The sequence below is a fragment of the Halocola ammonii genome, assembly GCF_049334165.1.
GTDB lineage: Bacteria > Bacteroidota > Bacteroidia > Flavobacteriales_D > Sanyastnellaceae > JBEGHD01.
Genome location: NZ_JBEGHD010000007.1, coordinates 15508 through 40772, shown reverse-complemented (window position 1 = coordinate 40772; position 25265 = coordinate 15508). Strand labels below are relative to the sequence as shown.

The following is a 25265-nucleotide window of genomic DNA, read 5'->3' as shown; positions in this document are numbered from 1 at the left end:
AACTTCACATGCATAAAACTGTGCTTCAGCGACTTGAAACACCTGATTTTAAAGGCATTCGAATCATTGCGCGACAGTCCTACAAACTTACGGAAATATTGCATTTTGGGTTTTCTCGAAATATCGCTTTTCTTGATATCTCGACACCCAATTCAGCACTTTGCTCTTTTCTTCGACAGACTAATGAAATGAAATAATTCCGTGTATCGGGAATCCGAGATAGAGTTCATTTTGCCTTTGATTATAAAGGAACAAAGAGTTTAAAATGTTACTTTTGGAATGCAAGGAAAGAGAAACGCAAGAACCTCGTATCTCTTCAGATCGTTTTAAAATCGTACTAACTCAAATTTTTATGATGAAAAAGTATACCCTGTTGTTTTTATTCACGGGTCTTTTACTCACAGGCTTTTCCCAGAGTGGAGAACCAGCGGGCCCGACATTGATTTCGAACGCTTCCAGCATGACAGAAATTCCAGCGATTGCGAGCATGGAATCTGTTCAACCACCAAGTGGTGAAGAAGCTGGTGAAATGAAAAGGCGAGGAGCGAACAAAGTAGTTCCTGGTAAAGGTCTTCCGCACGGAGCTGATCCACTTGCCGACCTTCAGCAATCTGCGCAGCGTGGGGCAAGCGTAGAGCCAATTCTTACTTTTAATGCAAATGTCAGCGGTAGCCTTCAGGACCCTACCGGAGCAATCGGACCAAATCATTTTGTGAATGCATGGAACTCTGGATTTAGAATTCACGATCGTGATGGAAATCCATTGACACCGGCAGCTTCACTAGGTACCATTTTTCCGGGTGAGACGCTCGGTGACCCTTGTGTTGTTTACGACCGATATGCCGACAGATTCGTTATTATTCAATTTAGCGATACGCCAAATAGTATTCTGGTTGCTGTCTGCCAGGGTCCAGACCCAGTGAATGATGGCTGGTATACCTACCGCTTCGAAACTGGATCTTTTCCTGATTACGAAAAAATTTCCGTGTGGTCTGATGGTTACTACATCACAGCCAACAAAAACTCTGGCTCAGCCGGAACTAGCGAAGTGGTTTATGCTCTCGACAGAGAGGCCATGCTAAATGGAATCGAAGATGCTGCATTTGTGGGTTTTCCACTTCCCGGAATTACCACAAGTGGATTTTATAGTCCGGCCGGGTTCAATGCCAATGGTGCAGAAGCTCCACCGGCTGGAGATGCACCAATCGTCTATATGCAGGACGACTCGTGGGCAGGCGTAAATAATGACCACCTGAAGATTTGGAATATCAACATGGATTGGGACAACCTAGGCAATTCTGAAATCAGCTCCCCACAAGAAATTCCAACAACTGCCTTTGATGGGGTTTTTGACGGTGGTTCGTTCGCAAACCTCACACAACCAGATGGAACAGATATCGATGCGCTACAGGCGACAATAATGTACATGGCTCAATATCGCAGATTTGCAGGCTACAATGCCTGTGTAATGAACTGGGTGGTCGACCTCACCAACAGCGATGAACTCGCAGGTATTCGCTGGGTAGAGCTCCGTCAGGATGCCGATGGCGAACCATGGGAAATTTATCAGGAGGGAACTTATACCCAACCCGATGGACTTAGCGCCTTTAGCGGTGGAATCTGCATGGACGTGGATGGAAATATCGGACTTGGATATACCGTGGTTAGTGAAGAGGAGTTCCCGGGCATTCGATTCACTGGACGTTTCGCAGGAGACCCTCTTGGGGAAATGACTGTTCCAGAAGGAACTTTTGTAGATAACGGAACCAACGACCCATTCTTTAGATATGGAGACTACGCTCAGATGACCATAGACCCACTTGATGACAAGACTTTTTGGCACATTGGTGAGTACTTTCCTAACGGAAACCAAAGAGCAAGCCGTGTGGGAGTTTTCAAACTTGCGCCAGACCTCAACAACGATGTGGGGATTCTGGATATCACTTCACCAGAAGACGGAACACTTACCGCAAGCGAAGAAATTACAGTGACTGTCAGAAACTACGGAATTCAGACACAGTCGGACATTCCTGTGAGCTTTCAAATTGACGGTGGAGCAGTAGTAAATGAAGTTGTTCCCGGACCTATTGAGGGGTCGGAAAACGTCAACTACACATTTACAGCAACAGGTGATTTCTCAACACTCGGAGAAACTTACACAATCACAGCGTTCACCAGTCTGGAAAACGATGAGAATTCAACGAACGATGAATTTGTGAAAACTGTGGAGCACATTTCTCCGAATGATGTGGGAGTTGAGACAATTGTAGCACCTGTTTCCAGCCCTGAGCTTTCAGAGTCGGAAAGCATTATCGTAGAAATCAACAACTACGGTGGAGCTCCTCAGTCCGGTTTTGAAGTTTATTACACTATCAACGATGGACCGCAGGTAACCGAAACCGTAACAGAGACAATTGAAACTCTTTCTTCTCTAGAATTTACTTTCGACACACAAGGTGATTTCAGCGCACTCGGAGATTACACGATTGAGGCTGGAACAAACCTCGATGGTGACGTTGATAACTCCAATGACGTGGCCGAAACAACAATCACCAAAACGCTTTGTCAACCAGAACAAGATTGCACATTTGGTGATGGTCTCTACCTCATTGAAGTAGGAGACATTAGCAACACCACTGGATGCTCTGACGGTGGATACGCTGACTACACCAGTCAATCGACTGACCTGGAAAGAAATCAGTTCCATGACATGACAATCACAACGAATTATGGCGATCAGCACGTTCGTGCATGGATCGACTTCAACGATAACTTTGTCTTTGAATTTGATGAAGTAGTGTTACCTGATTATACCATTGCGCAAGGTCAGGCCGGTGGCAGTTTCACTGAGACTGTTCAAATTGAAATTCCACAAGACGCTAACCTTGGGGAGCATCTAATGAGAATTAAGACTGCATGGGATGAAATAGTACCTTTTGATGCCTGTGCCGATTCAGAATACGGTGAAACCGAAGATTACACGGCAAACGTAATCGAGGAAACCAGTATTAGTGAAGCTTTCATGGGAGAAGGTAAATTAGTTGTTGAAACGAATGGCAATGACCAATACACAGTAGTATTCACTACCGAAAAAGTGGATGAGCCTTTGCAAATCTCAGTGCACAATGTGATGGGACAGCAAGTGGTTCAAAACTGGGTAGAGAAAAACGGTAATGAATACACTTACACGCTCGACATGAGCTACGCTGCTGCTGGCGCATACCTTATCCGACTCGGAAACGAAAAAGGAGGAAAAGTTACCAGAATCGTTGTGGAGTAGCACTTCCAACGAAAGAGATAAATTTTTGGAAGAGGGCGAAATTAATTTTTCGTCCTCTTTTTTATTTCAGTAAGCTCGATTGGCAAAACATCTCCGCACCTACCCTGCCTGCGCTGCGGCACATATTTAATCCAAACGTTCAAATCGGCTTCCTTAAAGTCTGTAGGAAATTCGAGAGGCTCCATAACCTGATCACCCGAGGCTGAAACCAACAGGTAATCACAGGGCTGATCCGCTTCTTCATCAAAAACGACTCGCGCTTTTGTGTAACCATCTTGCATCATTTTCTCTTCGTTAGCCATAGTTGAAGTTTCATCTGTTTTTTGATTCTTGTTGTTGGCGCAAGCCACTGCAAATGCAATGACCATTGCGAGCATTGTGTAAGATCTTATTCTATTCATTTGATTTTTAATTTTCTGATTACAAGTTAGTCCTTTACCTGCGCCAGAAAGATAGCAACTTGCGAGCCTTTTTTTAGAATTTTGAATTCAGGCACAAAAAAGCCCGACTAAAAAGCCGGGCTTTATATATTATCCTTTGAGCTGCCTACGCATTTCTGTTCATGCAATTCAAGTCATCAAAAGCTTGCTTCAACCTTTCTCTAAAGGTAGCTTCACCTTCGCGAAGCCACTTGCGGGGATCGTAGTATTTTTTGTTCGGCTTGTCATCTCCTTCTGGATTTCCAACCTGAGTTTTCAGGTAATCTCCGTTTTCGTGAATGTAATCTCTCACACCACAAAGGAAAGCCCACTGCATATCAGTATCGATATTCATTTTAATGGCACCGTATCCGATAGCTTCGCGAATTTGCTCCTGTGAAGATCCACTTCCACCGTGGAATACAAAATTGATCGGATTGTGACCCGTGTTGAATTTTTCCTGAACGTATTCCTGAGAGTTTTTCAGGATATCCGGACGCAGCTCTACATTTCCCGGCTTGTAAACACCGTGCACATTTCCAAAAGCAGCCGCTACAGTAAAACGCTTGCTAATGGCAGAGAGTTTTTCGTAGGCGTAAGCGACCTCCTCCGGCTGCGTGTACAGTCGCGAGCTGTCGATTCCAGTGTTGTCCACTCCATCTTCTTCACCTCCGGTAACTCCGAGCTCAATCTCGAGGGTCATTCCCATTTTGTGAAGTCGCTTGAGGTAGCCGGCACTGATCTCAATATTTTCTTCGAGAGGCTCTTCACTCAAATCGAGCATGTGAGAACTGAATAGAGGCTTGCCATACATCTCGTAGTGAATGGCGTTGTGCTTCATCAATCCATCAATCCAGGGCAACAACTTTTTGGCCGCGTGGTCAGTGTGCAAAATCACAGGCACTCCGTAGGCTTCTGCAACCTGATGAACATGCATGGCACCACTTACCGCACCGAGAATGCTCGCTTCCTGATTATCGTTGTTTAGCCCTTTTCCTGCAAAGAAGGAAGCTCCTCCATTGGAGAACTGAATCATCACCGGAGAGTTTACATCGCGAGCCGTTTCCAAAACCGCATTGATTGAGTTGGTTCCGATAACATTTACTGCCGGCAGGGCATAGTCATTTTCGTTTGCGTGCTTAAGCAGATCTTGAACTGCCTCTCCATGAAGTACTCCTGGTTTGAATCGTTGACTCATTTTGTCGTGCTTTATTTTTTAAAATCGTTCAAAAATAACCATTTGGCTCTCGGCTGGCCAAACAAAAGGCTGTTGATTACCCAATTAAAACTTTCTGCTTAAAAGAACTTACTGAGCAGAGCTGTTCTGTTTTTCAAAGTGCTCTATTAATTCCTGATCACTCATGTTTAGCGTAGTCAGTCTGGCTGCTGCATCTTCTGCCAGATGATGCTCAGGGAAATTTTGAACTATGAATTCGTAGACCTTTCTGGCCTGATTTCTATCGTTGAGATTATAGTCGTAGTTAAATGCTACAAGGTTCAGAGCCTCCACTCTTTTGTTAAAGTCTGGATAACCCTCATAAATCACATTGAAGACCTCGATGGCCTTGTGGTACTTCCCGATTGACATAGCAACCTGACCTCCTTTAAAAAGAAACTCAGGTGAAACGCTGTCTTTAGGATACAGGTTCTTGTATTCAAAGTAGTTGCGCATCAAATCATTGGCAAGAGCTCGCTTTGGCATCACCGTGTCATTACCAAATGCCTTGGCCTCCAAATCATCAATGATTTTCAATCGCTCTGTTTTCGTGTACTTTTTTTCAAAGCCTTCCTTCTTCTCTCCGCTGGCACTGTCGCTATCAGAAGAAGAACAAGTCCAGGTGAAAATCGCCACCAGGACCAATGCGATAAATGTCAATTTACTTTTCATCATTTCTTTTTTACTGGAAAATTCATTCTGTAATCGACCTTCACTTTACCTTTACTGATGTCGGCCAACTTGCTTTTCAAGAGAGTTCTGCGAAGTGGCTTTAGGTGATCTGTGAATAAAATCCCCTCAATATGATCGTACTCATGTTGCACCACTCTGGCAGCAAATCCTGAAAGCTCCTCCTCAAAAAGATCCCAGTTCTCATCGTAGTATTCAATTTTGATGATCTCCTCTCTGGATACTTCTTCACGAATTTGAGGAATACTCAGGCAGCCTTCTTCAAAAGGCCATTTTTCACCAGTTTCTTCAAAAATTATCGGGTTGATGAAAACTCTTTTAAAGCCCTCGCAGTTGGGATCGCCATCTTCACCTTCGGCAAAAGGTGAAGCATCTACCACAAAAAGTCTGATCGACTTGCCTATTTGTGGAGCCGCCAAGCCAACACCACTGGCATTGTACATGGTTTCAAACATATTATCAATCAACTCATCGAGGTTCGGATAATCTTCATCAATTTCCTGTGCCTTTTTCTTAAGCACTGGATCTCCGTAAGCGACAATCGGTAAAATCATAAATGTCAATTATTGCGTTCGCAAAAATAGCAGGAATAAGGTGATTAGAACGTGTCATACCCTACCGATTTCTACTCTTTCATTACAACTCAAAAGCCAATTTACCTAAACAATGAGGCGAGCCTGATGTAATTCAATCAAAATGGCTGTGTGAGGTAATTGAATTGAAATACCTTTGCATTGAATAATTAGGTTATGAAGGAACAGCTCGACAAAATTGAAGATGCCATAAAGGCCATAAATAATGGAGAAGTAATCATTGTGGTTGACGATGAAGATCGTGAAAATGAAGGTGATTTTCTCACTGCTGCCAGAAACGTTACTCCCGAAATAATCAACTTTATGGCTACCCATGGTCGTGGGCTCATTTGTGCTCCTCTGATAGAAGAGCGCTGCGATGAGCTCAATCTCGACCTAATGGTTCAATCGAACAATGCAGCCTACGAAACACCTTTTACAGTTTCGGTAGACCTTATTGGTCATGGATGCACTACAGGAATTTCCGCGAGCGATCGGGCAAAAACTGTGAAGGCTCTCATCGATCCTTCTACGCATCCTGATGAACTCGGAAAACCTGGACATATTTTTCCACTTAGAGCTCGCACAGGAGGAGTACTGAGGAGAGCTGGTCATACCGAGGCGGCCATTGATTTTGCGCGCCTGGCCGGATTCGAACCAGCGGGGGTAATAGTGGAAATCATGAACGAGGATGGTTCAATGGCTCGCTTGCCACAATTGAAGGAAATTGCTGAAAAGTTCGATCTCAAACTGGTGAGCATCGAAGATCTGATTGCCTACCGCCTGGAGAACGAAACGCTTGTGAAGCACGTGACCAAGGTAAACCTCCCTACCAAATACGGTGATTTTGAATTACACGCATTTAGGCAAACCACGAACGGCAATGAGCATCTTGCTCTGGTAAAAGGAGAATGGAAAGAAGACGAACCGGTACTGATACGTGTCCATTCAAGCTCAATGATTGGGGACATCTTTAGCTCGGCTTATTACGGGAAAGGAGAACAACTTCACCGTGCCATGGAGATGATCAACGAGGAAGGTCGTGGAGTGGTAGTTTACATCAACCAGCTTCGCAAAGATCGGGGGTTGATTGACGAACTCGAGGCCTACCGGGAGCGAAATGAGATGCTCAACAAAAACCCAGAGCTCAGAAACAAATCTAAAATGGACACCAAAGACTACGGTGTAGGAGCGCAAATCTTGCGTCACCTGGGAGTCAGAAAGATGAAGCTGATGACAAATCACCCTATAAAGCGAACCGGAATTGTCGGCTACGGGTTAGAGATCGTGGAAAACATTCCAATACCTCTTAAAGAAAACACCGAGAAAAAATCGACCGTTTGATAACCGTCATTGCGGATGAATGAAGTCAGACATAAAAAACTCCAACGAAAAAAGCCATTTCCCTCATCGAGGAAAATGGCTTTAATATTTTAAGAGCTTCGAAAAGCCGATAACAAGCCTTACTTGTCTCCGTCTTTCTTATCTTTCTTCGACCACTTGGCGTACTTGTTCTTGAATTTGTCAATTCTACCGGCAGTATCTACGTACTGAAGTTTACCGGTGAAGTAAGGGTGAGACTTATGAGAAATATCCAGTTTGATCAGCGGATATTCTTCCCCTTCAAATTCGATAGTCTCTTTTGTCTCAGCGGTAGATCTGCTAATGAACATGTAATCGTTTGACATGTCTTTGAAAACTACCTTTCTGTAACTGTCTGGATGTATTCCTTTTCTCATTTTTCTCTTGCTTTTCTCAAAATGGACGGCAAAGATAGTACTTCTCATTGAAAATGAAAACCGTCAAGATTTCTTTTTTTCGATTTTAAGTATTTGATCTTTTTGGTAAAAGTAGTTGTTTTGTAACACCTTCAACTGAATTCAATTCAAAAAGACAAAACCAAAGTTATGAATGTGCGTATGATCTCGACCAATCTGAGCGGTAGAGAGAGATTCTCTGCCCGAAAAATGGCCAGACATGCATAACATACTTTACATTTTGATTCTTTACCTTCCATTTTCTGTGGTTCCTTCGAGCGAACTCGACAAGGAGGAAAAAACGCTACCGGGAAAGTTCAAAACCGTAGACATCAACAATGATAATGTGATTCAGACCTATGAGGTGGATCGCGCCATCGAAAGATTCTTTACTGGGGACACCAGGCTTTCTGACGAGGTCATTGACGACCTCATCGACTATTACTTCGAACAGTGATTCGATGATAAATTGGTCCTTTGTTAGTCCTTTTCCACAGAATTTTGTTTGAAAGTAGTTTTTAGTTCTTCCATGTTACAAAGGGATACAATTAGTTTTGTTTTGATGCTTTAACTACGGCATTGAAAAACAAAACCAAATGATCAAATACCCGGTAATGCTACTCTTCCTCGCAGGATCGCTGCTGATCAATTTTTTTATGGCAGACGGACTGGTAATTGAAGACAATACACCTGCTCGTCTTGCACCGGGAGAATCTAAAGACGTAACTATCACCATCAACAAAGGCCAGGTAACGGGTTTCGCAAAATTACAACTCGACTTACCTGTAGGACTTACAGCGGAAGCTGTAGAAACCAGGGGTGCCTCGTTCACTTTTAGCAATCAGAAGGCAAAATTCATTTGGATGTCGCTCCCCAAAGAACAGGAGTTCAGCGTTACCTATACACTTACCGCAAAGAATAACGCATCCGGAAACAAGGTAATAACCGGTGTTTTCTCCTACATAAAGGATAACCAACGCCAGGACTACGACATGCAAAGCAAAATTGTGACTGTCGGTGAAGGCGAAAATCAGGGTGTTAGCGATTCGGGAAAATTAACCGCAACCAGAGAAATCAATCAGATTTCGGATGACCAGTATCTTGTCACTATTCAGGTTTCTAACTCTAACCTCAAAGGATTCACGAAAATCCTTGAGGAACTGCCTACCGGATACAGAATTGATCAGGATAAAAATAACGGGGCTTCGGTAACGATTGACAACCGATCGATCAAATTTGTTTGGTTTGAAGCTCCTTCATCAGAGAGTTTTTCTGTTTCGTACATGGTGAACAAAACCAGCACTCTTGCCGATCCAATTAAGATCAACGGCACTATGGCTTATGTGGAGAATAACATCCCGAAAGAAATTCCAATTGGCGTGCAAGGTGAAGTTGTAGAGCCTTTAGCTGACGACACAGACGATGAATCTGATGATGAAGATGGCGACCTGACTGCTAATGACTCTGGGAAAGATAAAACAGCTGCAGATGGTGACAAGGGCCAAAAAGACACGGACACGAAAGACACCGATCAGAAACCAACCGACAAGCCTTATGAAATACCGGAACCTGAAGAGGGCATCGCCTACCGGGTTCAGATAGCAGCCGGACCCAATGAAGTGGGGAAAGTCCATTTCAAAAAAGCACATAACTTCACAGAGCCTTTCAATATCGAGCAGTACGGGAGCCTTTACAAGTACACAACCGGCTCCTGGCCTGTCTACAAACAATGCAGGGACGATCGGGAAAGAATCAAAGCGCGCTATAACTTTCGCGGACCGTTCGTTACCGCCTACAACGATGGTGTGCGCATTACGGTTCAGGAAGCCCTCATGATTACCAATCAAAGGTGGTACAAGTAAAAGAGAACTCAATCGCCAACAGACGACTCTCTGTTTCTCTTCGTTTCTATCGCATAAACATTACAATACTCTAAGTGATGGACTGGACCTCGGCTTCAAACGGATTTAAAAGTTATTTGCGTCTTGAAAAATCGCTGTCCAAAAACTCCATCGAGGCTTACATCCGCGATGTAAAAACCTTTCAGGAGTTTTCAGACACGCTGCCCCACTCTCCCAGTCCGCTCAAGGTTGAAATGAGTGATATCAAAAAGTTTCTGAAATCACTCTACGAAATTGGCCTTAGCGCTTCTACCCAGGCCAGAATGCTATCTGGTTTGAGAGCCTTTTTTAAATACTTGCTTCTGGAGGATTTGATCTCGAAAAGTCCGGTTGAGCTGCTGGAATCTCCAAAGATTGGGAGAAAACTGCCCGACACGCTAGAATTTGAAGAAGTTGAAGAACTGATTTCTGCGTTAGACTTATCTCACCCACAAGGAACCAGGAATAAAGCAATAATCGAAACTCTTTATAGCTGTGGGCTGCGAGTTTCGGAACTTGTAAATCTCGAAATTTCGAACCTTTATTTTGACGATGGTTTCATACGAGTTACTGGAAAAGGGGACAAGGAAAGGCTCGTGCCCATCGGTCAGTCGGCCATTAAGTATATCAACCATTACTTCGAACAAGACCGCAACCACATAGAGCCAAAAGACGGCCATGAAGATTTCCTTTTTTTGAACAGACGAGGAAGCAAACTAACCCGGGTAATGATCTTCACAATTTTGAAAAACCTGGCAGCGGCTGCAGGAATCGACAAGAATATTAGCCCGCACACCTTAAGACACTCCTTTGCAACGCACATGGTGCAAGGTGGTGCAGACCTTAGAGCAGTTCAGGAAATGCTCGGGCATAGTTCAATAACTACAACAGAAATTTACACGCACCTGGATAGAGATTATCTCAAGTCTGAAATCCTATCCCATCACCCTAGAAGTCTTGCTCTTAATCGATAATCTTGTCGATGTAATCAGAGTTTAACAAGCGGAGAGCCCCCATATATTTAAGTCTGAAAGTTACAAGGTCACCAACCTTGTAATTCCTACTGCTATCTCCCAGATCGATGATCAACATATCCGAGCTGGCTCCGGTGATTGTAATCCGATCGTCATCAGGCATGAGGTAGTCTGTAGAAATATCCAGGAGACCAATATCGAGAATTGCGCGATAAGAGGTCTTCCCGTAATCAGCTTCATCCACTTCATAAAATTCACCGCTTGGGTTGGCTTCCAACTCACCAACAGGAACCACCGGCTTTTTAGTGATTTCAATAATCTCTGCGTAAAGCCTAAACACATCTTGTTTCATTCCTTCAATTGGCTCATTCTCAAAAAGATTATTTCCAAAATAAAGGGTCTCTCCTACGCGAAAGTGATTAATCCCTTTAGGCACTTGCTTTCTGTAAAGCAACGGAATCACAACTGAAGTACCTCCGGTTACCCAAGGGATTTTTCGATCGAATTTGGCCTCAATCAATTGTTTATAAAGGCTCAGCTGTACGAGTTTATCAGGTGAAGGCATAACTCCATGCATGCAATTCAGGTTGGTTCCAATTCCTGTAACCTTAATGTTGGGAAGCTTGAAAATCGAACCGTAAAAATCGATCAGATTATCTCCGAGAACACCTTCACGCAAATCGCCCATCTCAATCATAATAATGACCTTGTGCAATTTATCTTGTCTCACGGCTTCTTCACTCAACCATTTGATGGTCTGAAATTCCGTATTGAAACTCGCATCTGCATATTTCACCACATCAGGAATACTTCTCTTTGCTGGTGGCTTTATGTAAACGGTGTCAATGTTGTCGGGCGCTAGCTCTTTCACGAGCTTCAGATTACTAATCCGCGCATCACAGATTTCATTAATTCCCAATTCAATCAACAACTTAATGTAATTGCGATTTCCGCAAAGCATCTTGGACACAATAGCCCACTGAATGCCGTATTGCTTGAAAAGATCATCAAGAAAATTGTAGTTATGTTGTAGTTTCTCTTTGTAAAGTTTTATAAAAGCCATGGGCTAAATTTTAATATTCCTGGGGATGTCGTGTGGAAGTCTTGTCAATAATTCATAATTCAGTTGAGTACTTAACTCTCCAAATGCAGAGACACTTATTTCAACATTCTTTTGTTTTCCAATGAGTATTACCTCATCTCCAGGTTTCACATTGTCGACATCCGTAACGTTAATAGCAATGCAATTCATGTTGACCATACCCACTACAGGTACGCGTTTTCCGTTGATTAAAGCTCGTCCGGTGTTGCTCAACCCACGCGTGAAACCGTGGGCATATCCTATTGGAAGCAAGGCTATGGTCATGTCGCTTTGGGCCAAAAAGGTTGTTCCGTAACCAATAAACTCACCATGAGACACATTTTTCAAGCTCATTACCTTGCTCTTCCAGGTAATGATTCTCTTCAGTGGCCCACCTTTCTCGAACTTATCCTTTATGTATTCTATAAAGACTTCTCTCGAAGGCCAAAAACCGTATTGCAAAATTCCAATTCTCACCATATCCATCTGCATCTCGGGCATTCTGATGGCTGCTGCAGAACAACATGTATGACGTTGTTCGGGCGTCAAACCATTTGACTCAAAAAAGCTGAGCATCTCGAGATAAATTTCCTTTTGTCTGGTATAGCGCACATAGTTGGCGATGCTCTCTGCTCCGGCATAATGCGTGCACAGACCTTTAAAAAACAGGTGATCCCGGTTTTCGTTCAAAATACGCGCTACTTCTTCCAGGTCTTCACGTTCAAAACCGGTGCGATTCATACCCGTTTCAAGCTCGATATGGAGGATGGCTTTTTTGTCGATTTCACGGGCCACCTCTAGGGCCTTGTGAAGCCTTTCAAAATCAAAAACAAAGAATTCAACTTTGTTTTCTATGCACCAGCGCAGTTGATGTGGATCTACGTAACCCATCACCAAAACAGTAGTGGGAGTACTGGCGACCATTTTTACCCGGACGGCTTCATCTGCACTGTATACAGAAAAGTGATTCACTCCGCATTCTTCAGCCAGCGGAATAAAGGACTCGATTCCATGACCATAGGCGTTTCCTTTTACTACCGATGAAAAGATCACGCCTTCATTCAGGAATTCACGCAAAAACATAATATTGTTTTGCAAGGCACTCTTGTCGAGCAAGATTTCTGAAGAGTGAATTGTCATTTGGCCGAGGCTAGTTGAACAATTGAGTAGAACATATTAACTCCATCCATCAGCACATTGTCTGGAAAGTCGTACTCCGGGTGATGAAGCGAGGGACAGTCTTCACCTGCTCCCAGACCGAACATAGCTCCCGGAAATTTTTCAGTAAACAATCCAAAATCTTCTCCCCATTTGAACGGATACCTGGTTTCCTCTAATTTAAGATTATTATCCTTTGCTGCATTTTTTATGATCTCAACAGCCTCTGGAACATTTCGATTGGCGTAAAAAGTTTCAACACAATCACGATCAATTTGCAGATCCATTCCAGCGCAGCAATCATCTACAATTTTATTCACCTTGTCCTTCAGCTCTTCCATTTTCTGGTTGTTCCATGCGCGGAGCGTGAGGTGAACCTCGCCATAACCCGCTGAAGTTCCATAGGCTTTTTCTCCAAGAGTCGCATACACCGGAGTTACCAGAGAAAAATCTTTAGAATCGACATGGTTGTTGGAGAGTTCATCTGCCTTTACGATGATGTGAGCTATAGCCATTGCCGGATTCACACCCTTCTCTGGTTCTGCAGCGTGGGACGTTCTGCCTTTCAGCTTAAAAATCATACTGGTGGCAGCAGCGGTGAAGGATCCTTCTCTCACCATTATCTGTCCTTTATCGTAGCCAGGCAAATTGTGCAGAGCAAAAACAAGGTCGGGCTGAAGCGATTTAAAATCAGGATCTTCAATGACCTTTCTAGCCCCGATACCCGTTTCTTCTGCGGGCTGAAACACAAGCGAAACTCTTCCTCTATCCAGCGGAAATTCGTTGAGCTTTTTTGCCAGACCCAATAAAATTGTGAGATGACCATCGTGGCCACATTTATGAGCGACACCAGAGTTTTTGGAGCCGTGCTCGATATCCATGTTTTCTTCAATGGGCAGGGCATCGATATCGGCCCTGATCAAAACATGCGGGCCCTCTTCCTTAAAGTTAAAATGGGCCAGGACTCCAGTGTTTGCAACATTTTGAACATCATCAACACCAAAGTCTTTCAGAAACTTTAAAATTCGTTTCTGAGTTTCGAATTCATTTTCAGAAAGTTCGGGGTGAGCATGAAATTCGCGTCTGATGCGCGTCAACTCTTCCTCCATTCCTCACTGGTTTTTCTTCAATCTCATCTCGAGATATGGATTCGTGAAACCAACTTTTTCGTAGAGAAACTTTGCGGGATTGTCAGCTTCTACATGTAGCGCAATATCCCCTTTGGTGCGCTCTATGGTTTCTTTCATGATTTTCTTGCCGATTCCCTTACCGCGATAATCAGAATGTGTAGCAATGTAGACGAGAATATTTTCGGGAATGTATCCACTCATTCCGGTTTTGTTGATCACCACACAAGTTACAATTTTGTCGTCATCTTTTCCAACCAGCACCAGGCCACCTCTTCCAGGTCTGTCGCTCAGGGCGTACTCCAAAGCCTTCATTATATCCTCTTTGCTATCTCCGTATTTATCGAGATGTTCATAGAGGAAATCCACGATCTTTTGTTTTTCCAGCGTGGTAACTGTGTCGATAGCCGATAAAAATTCAATGTTCAATTCCATTTGAAGGGCTTTGAAGATTTAAGAATGTTGATATTCAAGTAAATTTAAAAATTCCCAAAGTCACCACCGAAAAGAACAGTGACAAATTTCTACCATTCCAGGGCCAGTATGCGCGAATCGAGATTCCAATCGGCAATGAGTTTCTTGAACTCTTTTACATTCTTGTCAGGCACAACAAGATAATGCAAGCCCTTTTTTTGCTTGGCGTATGCATCAAACAGAAGCCATTTTTTATGCGTTTCATCAGTGCTGAGATCATCAGCGTATTCTTCCAGGGAAAAGATGTAGTGGCATCCTTTTGTTTCGGCAATGACATCGGGAGTAAAGCCTAGCTCTGAACCTTTAAAAACAATCTTCTTAGGATCCTCATAGCCTCCAGCCAAAGAATTTAGAACATTAAAGCCCTGTTCTTTGAGGAAGTTGATGACGGATTTAAGCTGTTGTTGTTTATTAAAAGGAGCATTGGCTGTTGTCATATTTTAAATAATGCCTGATTGAGTGAGTGACCAGAGCTTTTGCTCTTTCAAATTGGAGTATCTACTCCACTTGGTCGATTTGTTAGATTTTGATGTTTGCTTGCTAGCTTTTGGCCCGCCAGCTAAGGCTTTTCCAGATTTTAAAGGATTCATGTTGTTATTTTAAGAAAATTAATTTCTGTCGAAACAAACTTAAACAATTCTAACCTTAAATAAAAACACGTTTTGTAGGAGTTCTCTGAACCTGCAGTCATTCAATCGACCTATGTGATTGTTTTTCCGACAGTTCGGGCGCAATTAGAGGAGCCGCATCCACCTCTGAAATATCCATATACTCCAAAAGCAGTAGAATGGCGTCTTTGAGCTCGTCAAGTTTGTTTCCAGGCAAACTTTGCAATTTGGCAGAAAGCTTCTCATGCATCAATGGCGGGACATTATTCACACAATCAACGCCCTTTGAAGTTATTGTAATAAAAGACATTCGTTTGTCTTTTCGGTTGGGCAGTCTTGCAACGAGGTTCTTTGCTTCGAGCCTGGAAATTATTCCAGTGACCGTGCTCGCATTTAGGTTCAGAAACTTTTTTATTTCCGTAGAAGTGGATCGATAGTCTTCCTTGTCGTTGAGATAATTCAAACACAAGAGCTGAGGAATGCTAATACCATACTCCTTTTCGATACGTTTGCTTTCAAGGTTTATAGACCTTACGATCTTCCTGATGTTGATGAGAATTTCTGTGTATTCCATTTTTTTTGTTTCTGCAGAAACAAAATTACTGAAGAATTCATTTAGCTTGTCGGTCTAATTGCAATTTTGCCGTGAATTTTCTCAAATACGATTATTCTACATTTGAAACATTTCTCACTTGAATCACTTGTAGAAAAGTTGAATACGCCAGATAAACAAAGGATATGCACCAGAAATCGCGCGACATCACATTCACCAACAAAAACGGGATTGAGCTTTCTGCTCACCTGGAATTTCCGGCAGACAGCAAACCAGCTGCATTTGCCATTTTTGCACACTGTTTTACCTGTAGCAAAAACCTGCTTGCGGCAAAAAATGTAACGCGGTCCATGGCTCAAGAAGGCATTGCCGTTCTGCGATTTGACTTTACAGGCCTTGGGGAGAGCAAAGGAAATTTCGAGGATTCCAACTTTTCATCGAATGTGTCCGACTTAATTTCAGCCGCGGAGTTTCTGGAGAAGGAATTCGAAGCTCCTCAAATTATCATCGGCCACTCTCTGGGAGGAGCTGCTGTAATCTATGCAGCCAGCAAGCTCGACAGCATCCGCGCGGTGGCAACTGTTGGCGCGCCTTCGAGTGTGGACCACGTAACCCATCTGATCGAGGGAAAAGTTGATGAAATTGAGGACGAAGGAGAAGCTGACGTGAAAATCAGCGGTAGGAAGTTCACGATCAAAAAGCAATTTTTGGAAGACATCAAAAGCAAGAACCTGAAGCAGGTGATGTCTGATTTTCGAAAGCCAATCCTGATCATGCATTCACCTCAGGATGAAATTGTAGAGGTTAAAAACGCAGCTGAATTGTACGACATGGCCTGGCACCCAAAAAGCTTTGTCTCCCTGAACGGTGCAAACCATTTGCTCAGCAAAAAGAAGGACTCGCTCTACGTGGGCCAGGTAATCGCCAGTTGGAGCTCGCGATATGTGAGATTTGAGAAAGAAGAAGACGAAGCACTGAATACAGACCACCTCGTGGTTGCCCAATTGACCAGTGAAAACAAATACACTACAACGGTAAAAGCAAGAAACCACAGCTTCTTGGCAGACGAACCAGAATCGGTTGGCGGTGATGACCTGGGTCCGAATCCTTACGATCTACTCGCCTCAGCATTGGCCACCTGCACTGCCATGACCATTAAAATGTATGCCGACAGAAAAGAATGGCCTCTTGAACAGGTAAATGTGCATGTCGACCATAAAAAATCGCATAAAGCGGATTGCGAAAGCTGCGAGAAAAAAGAAGCCAGGATTGATCACTTTATGCGGACGATCGAGGTTGATGGTGACCTCACCGATGAGCAATGCTCTCGAATTTTGGAAATCGCTAACAAATGTCCGGTACACAAAACTCTTGAGACCGAAAATTTTGTGGACACTGTGATGAAACTGAACAGCGAAGAAGAAAAATAGGTGAATCACTCACGAATAAGATGTAAGCCAAAACAACTCCTTCCCTACCTTTGGGCCCGCAAAATAATCCAGCATGAAATTATTCAACTCTTTTGCTCTCCTACTTGGAGCGATGGTTCTCTCATCGAGCATTTCGCTAGCTCAAACTGACATCAAAGTGATGAGCTACAATCTGCTCAACTTTCCCCAGGGAGACATGCCTAACCGGGTAGACACGCTCAAAAAAATTGTTGATTACTACGAACCAGACTTGCTTTTGGTACAAGAATTAAAAGCCGAAAGTGGCCTCGATCAAGCAACTCTAGCCTGCAACGAAATGCTCGATGCGAACTACCTTCAAGGTGAGTTTTTGCCTCAGCAGTCAAATCCCGGGACTTCATGGCCTTTGCAGCAAAACCTTGTTTACAACTCAGAGATGTTCACTCTAAAGAGCCAGGATTTCATACAAACATTTGTAAGAGACATCAATGAGTTTGTGCTTTACCTAAACGATGAAGAGCTCGAAAACGGAGCCGACACTACTTTTATCAACGTTTATGTGGCTCACCTAAAAAGTAGTCAGGGAAATGAAAACGAAGAAGCTCGTGCTTCGATGGCTCAGTATTTTGTAGACCACCTCAACGAGCTCCCATCCAATACGCACGTTCTTTTGGGTGGAGATTTCAACCTCTACACAAGTACCGAAGAAGCTTATCAAATTTTGCTTGATGAAAGCAACAATATTGTGTTGGAAGACCCCATTGACAGCCCTGGAAATTGGCACAGCAGTGCTTACCCTAACAAGGATATTCTCACACAGTCAACTCGATCCAGTCAAATTTATGGTGATGGTGCCGGAGGTGGAATGGATGACAGATTCGATTTTGTTTTGCTCTCAGAGTCGCTGATGAATCCATCCTCAAGTCTTCACTACTCCGCGGGAACTTACCTCGCGCTGGGCAACAACGGAGAGTGTTATAACAGTGACTTGCTCGATTGCATGAGCGGCAATGAAGTTCCTGAATCTGTGATTCGCGCACTTTATTACATGAGCGACCATTTGCCCGTAGTTCTTGAGTTAACTACTGAAGTAACTATTGGAATTGAAGAGCAACTGCAGGCCGGGCAGTCAATCGACCTCAACTTTAACCGCGAACTGAATTCACTCACCATCCAAAGCAGCGAAAACATCAAACAGCCAAGTCTTCATGTTTACGATCTGAGCGGGCGGCTGATAGAAAGTCGCGAGATAGATTTCATTCCAAAGGGTAAATCGCAGAGCGTGAAATTGAAAAACAGCGATTCTGGGTTTTACATTGTCAGGATTTCGGGCAGCGGAATGCATGCGACCAAAAGAATTGTCCGCTAGAACGGGTAACCAATTCCGAGGTTTAGATTGACTCGCGGGCGATAAGGTGTGAACTCATTGTCGTTCATCTCCGCGATGGTTCTTTTGTAATCGTTGTACTCAGTTTTTGGCTCCCAGGCCCATCGTTCACCAGGCACCTTGGCTGGGTCCTTCAGTTGAACACCAAAGTCGAATCGAATCAGGAAAAAGTCGAAATCGAGCCGAATTCCGAGGCCTGTTCCAATCGCAATTTCTCCGAGGAAATCTTCAGAGAAACCACTACCCGGACGAAGCTCTTCCTCCTCAATGAGCCAAATATTTCCGGCATCTACAAAAAGAGCTCCTTCGATGGTGTTAGTGAGGCCAAAACGATACTCAACGTTAGCAGAAATCTTAATTTCTCCAATGTTGTTGTAAGTCGTGAGCGCAGTAGAGTCACGAAATGATCCTGGCCCCAAAGTTCGGGCTTGCCACGCTCTAATCCCATTGGCACCTCCGGCAAAAAATGCTTTCTCGAATGGCAATCGACCGAGGTTTGCCAGTGGCTGGCCATAACCACCTGCTATCCTATAAACCACGGTGTTTTTCTCGTTGTAGTTTTTGTAGTATCTGAAGTCGTTTTCCAACTTCCAGTACTGTGCAAACTGAATGTTTAGTAAGCGATAAGACCCGGCCTCATCTGGCTGCACATCACTAGCACTGAGAATTCCTCTTAACGTATTTCCGGCAAATTCTCCACTGATCTTGTTGTACGAATAAGTTCGTTGGTTAGCTCTTCGCTGGGTGTTGTTCACCCAACTAATTCCGGAGCTTGCAATCAGGTGATCCTGATAACTAGTGAGCAAAAACTGGTCGTTAATTTCTTCGAGTCGCTGCTGGAAAAGGTCGCTCTTTTGAATTTTAATGACACTCAAACTCAACGGATCAATAAAAATGTTTGAACCTTCACTTTCGGTGAACTTGTAACTCATACGAAACTGCGATACAGTGCGCTCGTAGTCGGGGCGTGTCTGATAATTAAATTCAGTAGAAAAAGTGGTTGTCGGGTTATTCGTTCTCGAGATTTGCCGCAGACTCAACGGAAAAAGTCGATTCACCTTTAGAGAAACCTCTGGACCGATCTCAAAAGTATTCAGACTCAGGTTGTCTTGTACAGAAGACGTGTTCAGCTCTTGCTCGTCATCCGTTTCCGTGAGCAGTTGCTGAGCCTCAAAACCCGTGTTCAGGCGAATGCTCAATTCCTCACCACCTCGAAAAATATTTCTGTGTTGATATCCTAAATTGGCCTGAATTCCCAGAATTCCTTCGCGGTTGGTTCCCCGAGTTTCCACGCTCAAGGTTTGCTTCTCGGCAGGACTCAGATAAATATGACTTTCCAAAATCTGTCTGTCGGCAAATTCATCCACCACTTCGAACTGAATGTTAACAGAGCGAAAAACCCCGAGTTGATTGAGCCTTCTGTAAGTGGCAGACACATCATCCTTTTGATACATGTCACCCTCAAAAATGAAGATGTTGTAGTAAAGCTGCTCGGGCTTTATTCCAAGCGTTTTGTTGTACAGAAATTTCACCCCACGGTGCTCAGTGGTGTCCGTTGCACCGTAACCTGGATCAATCGGATTGTAATCGGTGTGGACGAAGACCTTTCCAATGTAATATCGTTTATGTTCCTGGGCGGAAAGACTATCGGCAACATCGCGCACTTGTGGAGTCCTCAAAATCAACTCCACATCCACCTGATGATCGCCCACAGCACTGTCGGCCTGATAAATAATGTAATCCTTCGAGAATCGATAATAACCGCGATTGTTAAGGTAGTTCGCGATTCGCTCGCGTTCATCGTCAAATCGACTCACCTTAAAAATCTCGTTGCTATCAAGAATCGACTGTCGTACGATCAGGTCTTCAACACGCTGAATATTTTCGTCTTTAATGACGTACTCCAGATTGCGAAGTCGATAAGGTCGCTTTGGGACAACACGGTAAGTCAGTTCAGCCCTGGAGCTGTCTTTAGAATATTTTAAGCTGTAGTCAACTTCGTTGTTAAAGTATCCCTCTTTGGTGAGAAAAATATTCAGTTGTTCAATCGATTTTTCAGCTTTTGCTGTATCGAACACCGCGGGAGGTTCGCCCACATCGTACTTAAATCTGCCCCACCCGGTTGTAAAATCGCTGTCTAGTGGCTCCTTGCCTTTACGTTCGCGTCTTTCATTTCTGCGCTCTCTACGCTCGGCTTTCTTTTGGTGCTTGCGCTCTACAAAGTCCTCACTAAAAAGATTGTAGGCCCACAAGTGAAACTTGAAAAAAAGAAGAATCCTGCGATTTGGCCTGGTTTTCAAAACAGGCTCCATCTCATCTTTAGAAACATCAAATTCACCTTCAGATTGGCTCACTTTGATATCCTGTTTCTTTAGAAAAATCTGATCATCGGCAAGTCTGCGAGTTGGATTACAAGCGCAAAATACTGCCAGAGAGAAAATCAGAAATATGTAAAGGCCTTGTTTCCGCAAAGGGCAGGGACTTGAATTTGTTAATTTCGCAAAGCTAAGAATTCGTCAATCTTACGTGAACGGCTAAATTCGCGATTTACTACACAAGCTTCGAACCAGGTGATCTCTAAAAGTCTCATAAAAAAAATAAAATCTCTCCAGCAGAAGAAATTTCGCAAAGAAATGGGACTCTTCGTGGTGGAGGGTGTGAAAATGGTTGAGGAACTTCTTAAGAATGAATTTGACTGGCAAGCCGAAGAAATCATTGTAAGAGAAGATTATCCGGTTCATGATTGGCTTGAGGACATTCAATTTCTGACTGCTTCGAAGAAAGATATGGAACGCATGAGCGGGATGAAAACAGCCCCAGAAATGATTGTTGTGGTGAAGAAAAAAGAAACACAGGCAGGTTCATTTTTGGAAAACAACTGCATAGTTTTAGACGGCATTAAAGACCCTGGAAATTTTGGTACCATCATCCGGACAGCAGAGTGGTTTGGAATTCGTCACATCGTTTGTTCTGAAGAAACAGTGGACCTCTACAATCCAAAAACGGTTCAAAGCACCATGGGATCGATCTTTCGTACCGAGGTTTTCTACACAAGCCTGCCGGAGTTCATTCAAAGCTTTCGCAAGTCTGGCGGTAAATGCTATGGCACGACCATGCACGGCCAAAGCCTTTACGAAACAGATTTTTCAGAGAGAACGGCAGTAGTTATCGGTAGCGAATCTCACGGCATGAGTGAGCAAACCATGCAAGCTGCAGACGAAATGATTGCCATCCCCGGAGCAATTGGAGCCGAATCTCTCAACGCGGCCATGGCTGCAGGAATCGTTTGCTCTGAATGGTTTCGAAAAAAAGGAAACGCCTAGCTCAGCTTTACTGGTTCGTCTTTTGAAGACTCAAGCTTGTTGATAACGGGGTTGGCGTACATCTGGAGCAAAAGCTCTTTCACCATTTTGTTAAAACCTTCACGAATTGGAAGCTTTTTCTGGAAAATCGACATCTGAATCACCTTGCTTCGGATGTAGTTTCTGAAGGCAATGCGCTGCAAATTGGTGTAGTGCTCCTTGTACTTGCGAGTGCCATGAAGTACATCGTAAGCTATGTAGTTCGATGGCCAAAGCTTGTAGATATCGTGCATTTGACGATCGATTGCAGCAGCCAGAGATTTTATCTTGTCGTTTTTGTTGTCGATGTCTTTTAGCGCTTCGATTCTGCGTTTCAAGACAGTACCTACCGCGATGTTGACTCCACCTTTGTGTCCAGTGAGTCCCTTCATCATGCTCTTGAAATCTTCTCCCTCTTGCTTCTTGTACTCGCCTGTTTGCTTTATCGAGAGCAATTCGTGAACCTTAAACAAATCGCACGGATCGTACTCATAGCTCACTACCGTAGGCAAAATATTCAATGAGTGAAGTTTGTCTTCAATCGTTCCTTCGCCAGACATCGTCAGCATTTTGAGCAATCCACTGGCTGTGCGATCATCGTTGTCCTTCGAGCGCCCTTCTTTGTGCGCAATCCAGATCGATGTATTTTCTTCGACTATGGTTTTGCGGATGTAAGCGGAAAGTCGCTTAGAGTGAAGAAGCATCTCCTTCGGATTCACGTTTCTATTGACGATAAAATTCTTGTTGAGCCGAACCACATCGTAAATCAACGGGTTTTGAAGAAGATTGTCACCAATGGCGATTTGAGTGGTTTTGTATCCTTTTTCGAGCAGGCTGACATTCAAAAGTGCACTGTCCAAAATAATGTCACGATGATTCGAAAGAAAGAGATAAGATTCATCTTTCTTGAGGTTGTCCATGTTTGTGAAGGTGAGTCCACTGGTTGTCATTCTGGTGATCACCTTAAATGCAGGACCGGAAATATTTTCCTGGAAGTCGTCTACACTTTTCACCTCGCTGAGCATCTGCCGCGTGTCCTCTTCGCTCAGGTCGGGATACAACCAATCCATCACCTTGTAGAGCAGTGGTTCTTTGAGCAACCTCTCGACTACCTCAGGAACCTCTTCATCAGTGTATGGGCGAATGTCGCTGAAATCGTTTACATCAATCATCACAAATCTTTCTGAAATTGGAGCTAAATTACACAAATTCGAAAACCACAATTCACGTTCGTTTCCAGAGCAGATTTATTCCGGCCTCCAAGTAGTTTAAGTCACTACATTTGCAGCGAAATGGATTTTAAAGACCTCAAAGTTACGCGTGAGTTTTTGAACGCGCTCGATGATGCCGGTTTTGGTGACCCCACTCCGGTGCAGAAAAAAGCGATTCCAAGAGTTCGCTCAGGCCGCGACTTGATTGGTATTGCTCAAACAGGAACGGGAAAAACTGCTGCATACCTCCTACCTCTACTTCAGGAAGTGAAGTTTGCCCAGGGCACCGAACCGAGATGCCTGATTTTGGTACCAACCAAAGAGCTCGTTCTTCAGGTTAACGACCACATAAAAATGCTCACGACTTACACCGACATCAGGTCTGTAGCACTTTACGGTGGCGTTGGCCCAAAGAGTCAAATCGAAGAGCTGGAAAAGGGAACCGACATCGTAGTGGCTACGCCTGGCCGATTGATGGACATTTATCTTAAAGGTGGACTGGTCACCAAAAAAATTCGTTTCGTAGTGCTCGATGAAGCCGATCGCATGCTCGACATGGGCTTTATGCCACAGGTCCGCAAAATTCAGGAAGTGATTCCGAGCAAACGTCAAAACTTGCTTTTTTCGGCTACTTTCCCAGAAAAAGTAGAGCGCTTTGCAGAGGAGTTTCTGGACTTCCCCGATCGGATCGAAGTATCACCTCCATCTACTCCGGTGGAAACGGTCAAACAACAGCTTTACGAAGTTCCCAATATCAAGTCGAAGCTAAACTTGCTGCTTCACCTCTTGCTAGATGAAAAGGAATTTTCGAGAGTTTTGATTTTTACACGCACCAAAGAAATGGCGCAGAACACCGGCAAGTTTTTGGAAAGGAAAATTGAAGGTGGGACGAGAATTATTCATTCCAACAAGGCTCAAAATTCCCGAATCAATGCACTGAACGACTTTCGAAAGGGAGACGTCAGAGTCTTGGTTTCGACCGATGTTTCTGCACGTGGAATAGACGTTCAAAACGTCAGTCACGTGATCAACTTCAGCGTTCCGAGAGATTATCAGGATTATATTCACCGGATTGGTCGCACTGGAAGAGCACTTCAGGCTGGCACGGCCATCACTTTTGCTGACATGGCCGAGCTGTGGCACATCGAAAAAATCGAGGATCTCATCAAACAACAAATTGAGCGACTTGAAGTACCTGCTGAAGTAGAATTAATACGAACGCCTACTGGCGAAAGACAGGATCAGCTCCGTGAAATCGATCACCTGAAAAGACGCGAAGACCCTACTTTTAAAGGGGCATTCCACGAAAAGAAAGGCAAGATTGCCGCTCGCGAAAACAAACGAAAAGGCAAGCGCCCACCTCGTTCGAGAAAAAAGCGCTAACAGCTAATCAACGTATTTTTTCTTCACCACGAGCATGTAGAAATCATTACCGAGCTCCATGTAGCCCTGGTCGTAGCAGAAGAAATAAGTGGATCCTCTGCGTGATGTGAAAGTGTTAGTCAGGTAATTGAACTTGAAACCAGCTTCGAGCATCTGCTCTCGATGAACTTTTGTCTTTTCATGCTTATTAAGCCGGGCGAGTATATTCCTGTTTTTTCTCAATCGAAGATTCACTTTTCTGGTAAAGTTTGAAAGCTCTCTGTTATTCTCGTAGTGGTAGGTATTCCGGCAGTGATCGTCACAAAACTTTTTGTCGGATCTTCCTTTCAAAGGTTCACCGCAATGCAGGCAAGTAGCTGTTTCCATGGTGGGCCAATTTTGTTCAGGCATAGGCTAATCCCAGTCTAAGGGAATCACCTATTTTTTCAATTTCAGTAAAGTACATAAAAATAGGGAAAAGTGTCACTCTATATTTGTACTGGATTTAACCAATCCACGGAAACAAAGCGAGTTATCCTCAGAGATAACGTTCAGAGTAATGTTTTCATAGTTAGTATTTTTGGTTAAGGTGTTAAGTATGTGGAACCCCTGTGTCAAACGTGCCACAGGGGTTTCTTTTTTTTAGAAGACAATCAGAAAATCAAGATATAAAGACGTTTGAAACCACCCTTAAGGGAAGTCCTGGAAAAAATCAGGCTTGTCCTGTCTAACCTAGCAAGGAGGTAAACCGCAAAGGATTACCTCC

23 protein-coding genes are annotated in these 25265 nt (G+C 43.7%); 9 read left to right on the top strand and 14 right to left on the bottom strand.

The genetic code is table 11. The features are described from left to right. Positions 1-352: 352 nt before the first annotated feature. A complete protein-coding gene (locus tag ABHV44_RS08460) occupies positions 353-3280 on the top strand; it encodes a GEVED domain-containing protein (protein WP_459074241.1) in 2928 nt (975 codons plus the stop codon). Between the two features lie 41 nt (positions 3281-3321). Here the strand turns inward: ABHV44_RS08460 and ABHV44_RS08455 are convergent, their stop codons facing one another. The 4 genes from ABHV44_RS08455 to def form a co-directional block, all read right to left on the bottom strand. Then, positions 3322-3681: a hypothetical protein gene (locus ABHV44_RS08455; protein ID WP_459074240.1), complete on the bottom strand. Its 360-nt coding sequence runs from the start codon at positions 3679-3681 to the stop codon at positions 3322-3324. Between the two features lie 145 nt (positions 3682-3826). Further along, a complete protein-coding gene (fbaA, locus tag ABHV44_RS08450) occupies positions 3827-4897 on the bottom strand; it encodes a class II fructose-bisphosphate aldolase (protein ID WP_459074239.1) in 1071 nt (356 codons plus the stop codon). A gap of 108 nt (positions 4898-5005) precedes the next feature. Continuing rightward, a complete protein-coding gene (locus ABHV44_RS08445) occupies positions 5006-5590 on the bottom strand; it encodes a tetratricopeptide repeat protein (protein WP_459074238.1) in 585 nt (194 codons plus the stop codon). Then, entirely contained in the window at positions 5587-6159 is a 573-nt protein-coding gene (gene def, locus ABHV44_RS08440) for a peptide deformylase (RefSeq protein ID WP_459074237.1), read from the bottom strand. The genes ABHV44_RS08445 and def overlap by 4 nt, the downstream gene beginning before the upstream one ends. A gap of 195 nt (positions 6160-6354) precedes the next feature. Here def and ribB point away from each other — a divergent pair, with 195 nt between their 5' ends. Then, a complete protein-coding gene (gene ribB, locus ABHV44_RS08435; protein WP_459074236.1) occupies positions 6355-7521 on the top strand; it encodes a 3,4-dihydroxy-2-butanone-4-phosphate synthase in 1167 nt (388 codons plus the stop codon). A gap of 119 nt (positions 7522-7640) precedes the next feature. Here the strand turns inward: ribB and ABHV44_RS08430 are convergent, their stop codons facing one another. Then, positions 7641-7916, bottom strand: a complete 276-nt coding sequence (locus ABHV44_RS08430) for a type B 50S ribosomal protein L31 (RefSeq protein ID WP_459074235.1) — start codon at positions 7914-7916, stop codon at positions 7641-7643. A gap of 238 nt (positions 7917-8154) precedes the next feature. On the opposite strand from ABHV44_RS08430, the gene ABHV44_RS08425 reads away from it, so the two are divergent. From ABHV44_RS08425 to xerD, 3 genes are all read left to right on the top strand, one after another. Then, positions 8155-8391, top strand: coding sequence for a hypothetical protein (locus ABHV44_RS08425; RefSeq protein WP_459074234.1), 237 nt, complete (start codon positions 8155-8157; stop codon positions 8389-8391). Positions 8392-8530: 139 nt separating this feature from the next. Beyond that, positions 8531-9796, top strand: coding sequence for a hypothetical protein (locus ABHV44_RS08420; protein ID WP_459074233.1), 1266 nt, complete (start codon positions 8531-8533; stop codon positions 9794-9796). A 77-nt stretch (positions 9797-9873) separates the two neighbouring features. After that, positions 9874-10788, top strand: coding sequence for a site-specific tyrosine recombinase XerD (gene xerD, locus ABHV44_RS08415; RefSeq protein ID WP_459074232.1), 915 nt, complete (start codon positions 9874-9876; stop codon positions 10786-10788). On the opposite strand, the gene ABHV44_RS08410 is transcribed toward xerD, so the two are convergent. The 6 genes from ABHV44_RS08410 to ABHV44_RS08385 all read right to left on the bottom strand — a co-directional run bounded on the left by ABHV44_RS08410 (position 10778) and on the right by ABHV44_RS08385 (position 15810). Beyond that, positions 10778-11851, bottom strand: a complete 1074-nt coding sequence (locus tag ABHV44_RS08410; RefSeq protein WP_459074231.1) for an alanine racemase — start codon at positions 11849-11851, stop codon at positions 10778-10780. The two genes, xerD and ABHV44_RS08410, sit on opposite strands and share 11 nt — an antisense overlap. 3 nt (positions 11852-11854) lie before the next feature. Next, positions 11855-13009, bottom strand: coding sequence for an alanine racemase (gene alr / locus ABHV44_RS08405; RefSeq protein ID WP_459074230.1), 1155 nt, complete (start codon positions 13007-13009; stop codon positions 11855-11857). Beyond that, positions 13006-14136, bottom strand: a complete 1131-nt coding sequence (locus tag ABHV44_RS08400; protein WP_459074229.1) for an amidohydrolase — start codon at positions 14134-14136, stop codon at positions 13006-13008. The genes alr and ABHV44_RS08400 overlap by 4 nt, the downstream gene beginning before the upstream one ends. A 3-nt stretch (positions 14137-14139) precedes the next feature. Beyond that, on the bottom strand, positions 14140-14589 hold the full coding sequence (locus tag ABHV44_RS08395; protein ID WP_459074228.1) for a GNAT family N-acetyltransferase: 450 nt from the start codon (positions 14587-14589) through the stop codon (positions 14140-14142). Positions 14590-14678: 89 nt separating this feature from the next. Further along, complete coding sequence (locus ABHV44_RS08390) at positions 14679-15065, bottom strand: hypothetical protein (RefSeq protein ID WP_459074227.1); 387 nt, start codon at positions 15063-15065, stop codon at positions 14679-14681. Between the two features lie 250 nt (positions 15066-15315). Then, positions 15316-15810, bottom strand: coding sequence for a MarR family winged helix-turn-helix transcriptional regulator (locus ABHV44_RS08385; protein WP_459074226.1), 495 nt, complete (start codon positions 15808-15810; stop codon positions 15316-15318). Positions 15811-15974: 164 nt separating this feature from the next. Between ABHV44_RS08385 and ABHV44_RS08380 the strand changes: the two genes are divergently transcribed. Then, positions 15975-17219 carry a bifunctional alpha/beta hydrolase/OsmC family protein gene (locus ABHV44_RS08380; protein WP_459074225.1) on the top strand — a complete coding sequence of 415 codons (1245 nt, stop codon included), beginning with the start codon at positions 15975-15977 and terminating at the stop codon, positions 17217-17219. Positions 17220-17292: 73 nt separating this feature from the next. Then, the gene (locus ABHV44_RS08375) at positions 17293-18567 is read left to right on the top strand and encodes an endonuclease/exonuclease/phosphatase family protein (RefSeq protein WP_459074224.1); all 1275 of its coding nucleotides are present in this window, start codon (positions 17293-17295) and stop codon (positions 18565-18567) included. Here the strand turns inward: ABHV44_RS08375 and tamL are convergent. Beyond that, on the bottom strand, positions 18564-21056 hold the full coding sequence (gene tamL / locus ABHV44_RS08370; RefSeq protein WP_459074223.1) for a translocation and assembly module lipoprotein TamL: 2493 nt from the start codon (positions 21054-21056) through the stop codon (positions 18564-18566). The genes ABHV44_RS08375 and tamL overlap by 4 nt on opposite strands. A 99-nt stretch (positions 21057-21155) precedes the next feature. Between tamL and ABHV44_RS08365 the strand changes: the two genes are divergently transcribed. After that, a complete protein-coding gene (locus ABHV44_RS08365) occupies positions 21156-21908 on the top strand; it encodes a TrmH family RNA methyltransferase (RefSeq protein WP_459074222.1) in 753 nt (250 codons plus the stop codon). Here ABHV44_RS08365 and ABHV44_RS08360 read toward each other — a convergent pair. Next, positions 21905-23098, bottom strand: a complete 1194-nt coding sequence (locus ABHV44_RS08360; protein WP_459074221.1) for a 1-acyl-sn-glycerol-3-phosphate acyltransferase — start codon at positions 23096-23098, stop codon at positions 21905-21907. The two genes, ABHV44_RS08365 and ABHV44_RS08360, sit on opposite strands and share 4 nt — an antisense overlap. 120 nt (positions 23099-23218) lie before the next feature. Here ABHV44_RS08360 and ABHV44_RS08355 point away from each other — a divergent pair, with 120 nt between their 5' ends. Continuing rightward, positions 23219-24520: a DEAD/DEAH box helicase gene (locus ABHV44_RS08355; protein WP_459074220.1), complete on the top strand. Its 1302-nt coding sequence runs from the start codon at positions 23219-23221 to the stop codon at positions 24518-24520. Positions 24521-24523: 3 nt separating this feature from the next. Here ABHV44_RS08355 and ABHV44_RS08350 read toward each other — a convergent pair whose 3' ends face one another. Continuing rightward, on the bottom strand, positions 24524-24886 hold the full coding sequence (locus tag ABHV44_RS08350) for a hypothetical protein (protein WP_459074219.1): 363 nt from the start codon (positions 24884-24886) through the stop codon (positions 24524-24526). Positions 24887-25265: the final 379 nt, after the last annotated feature.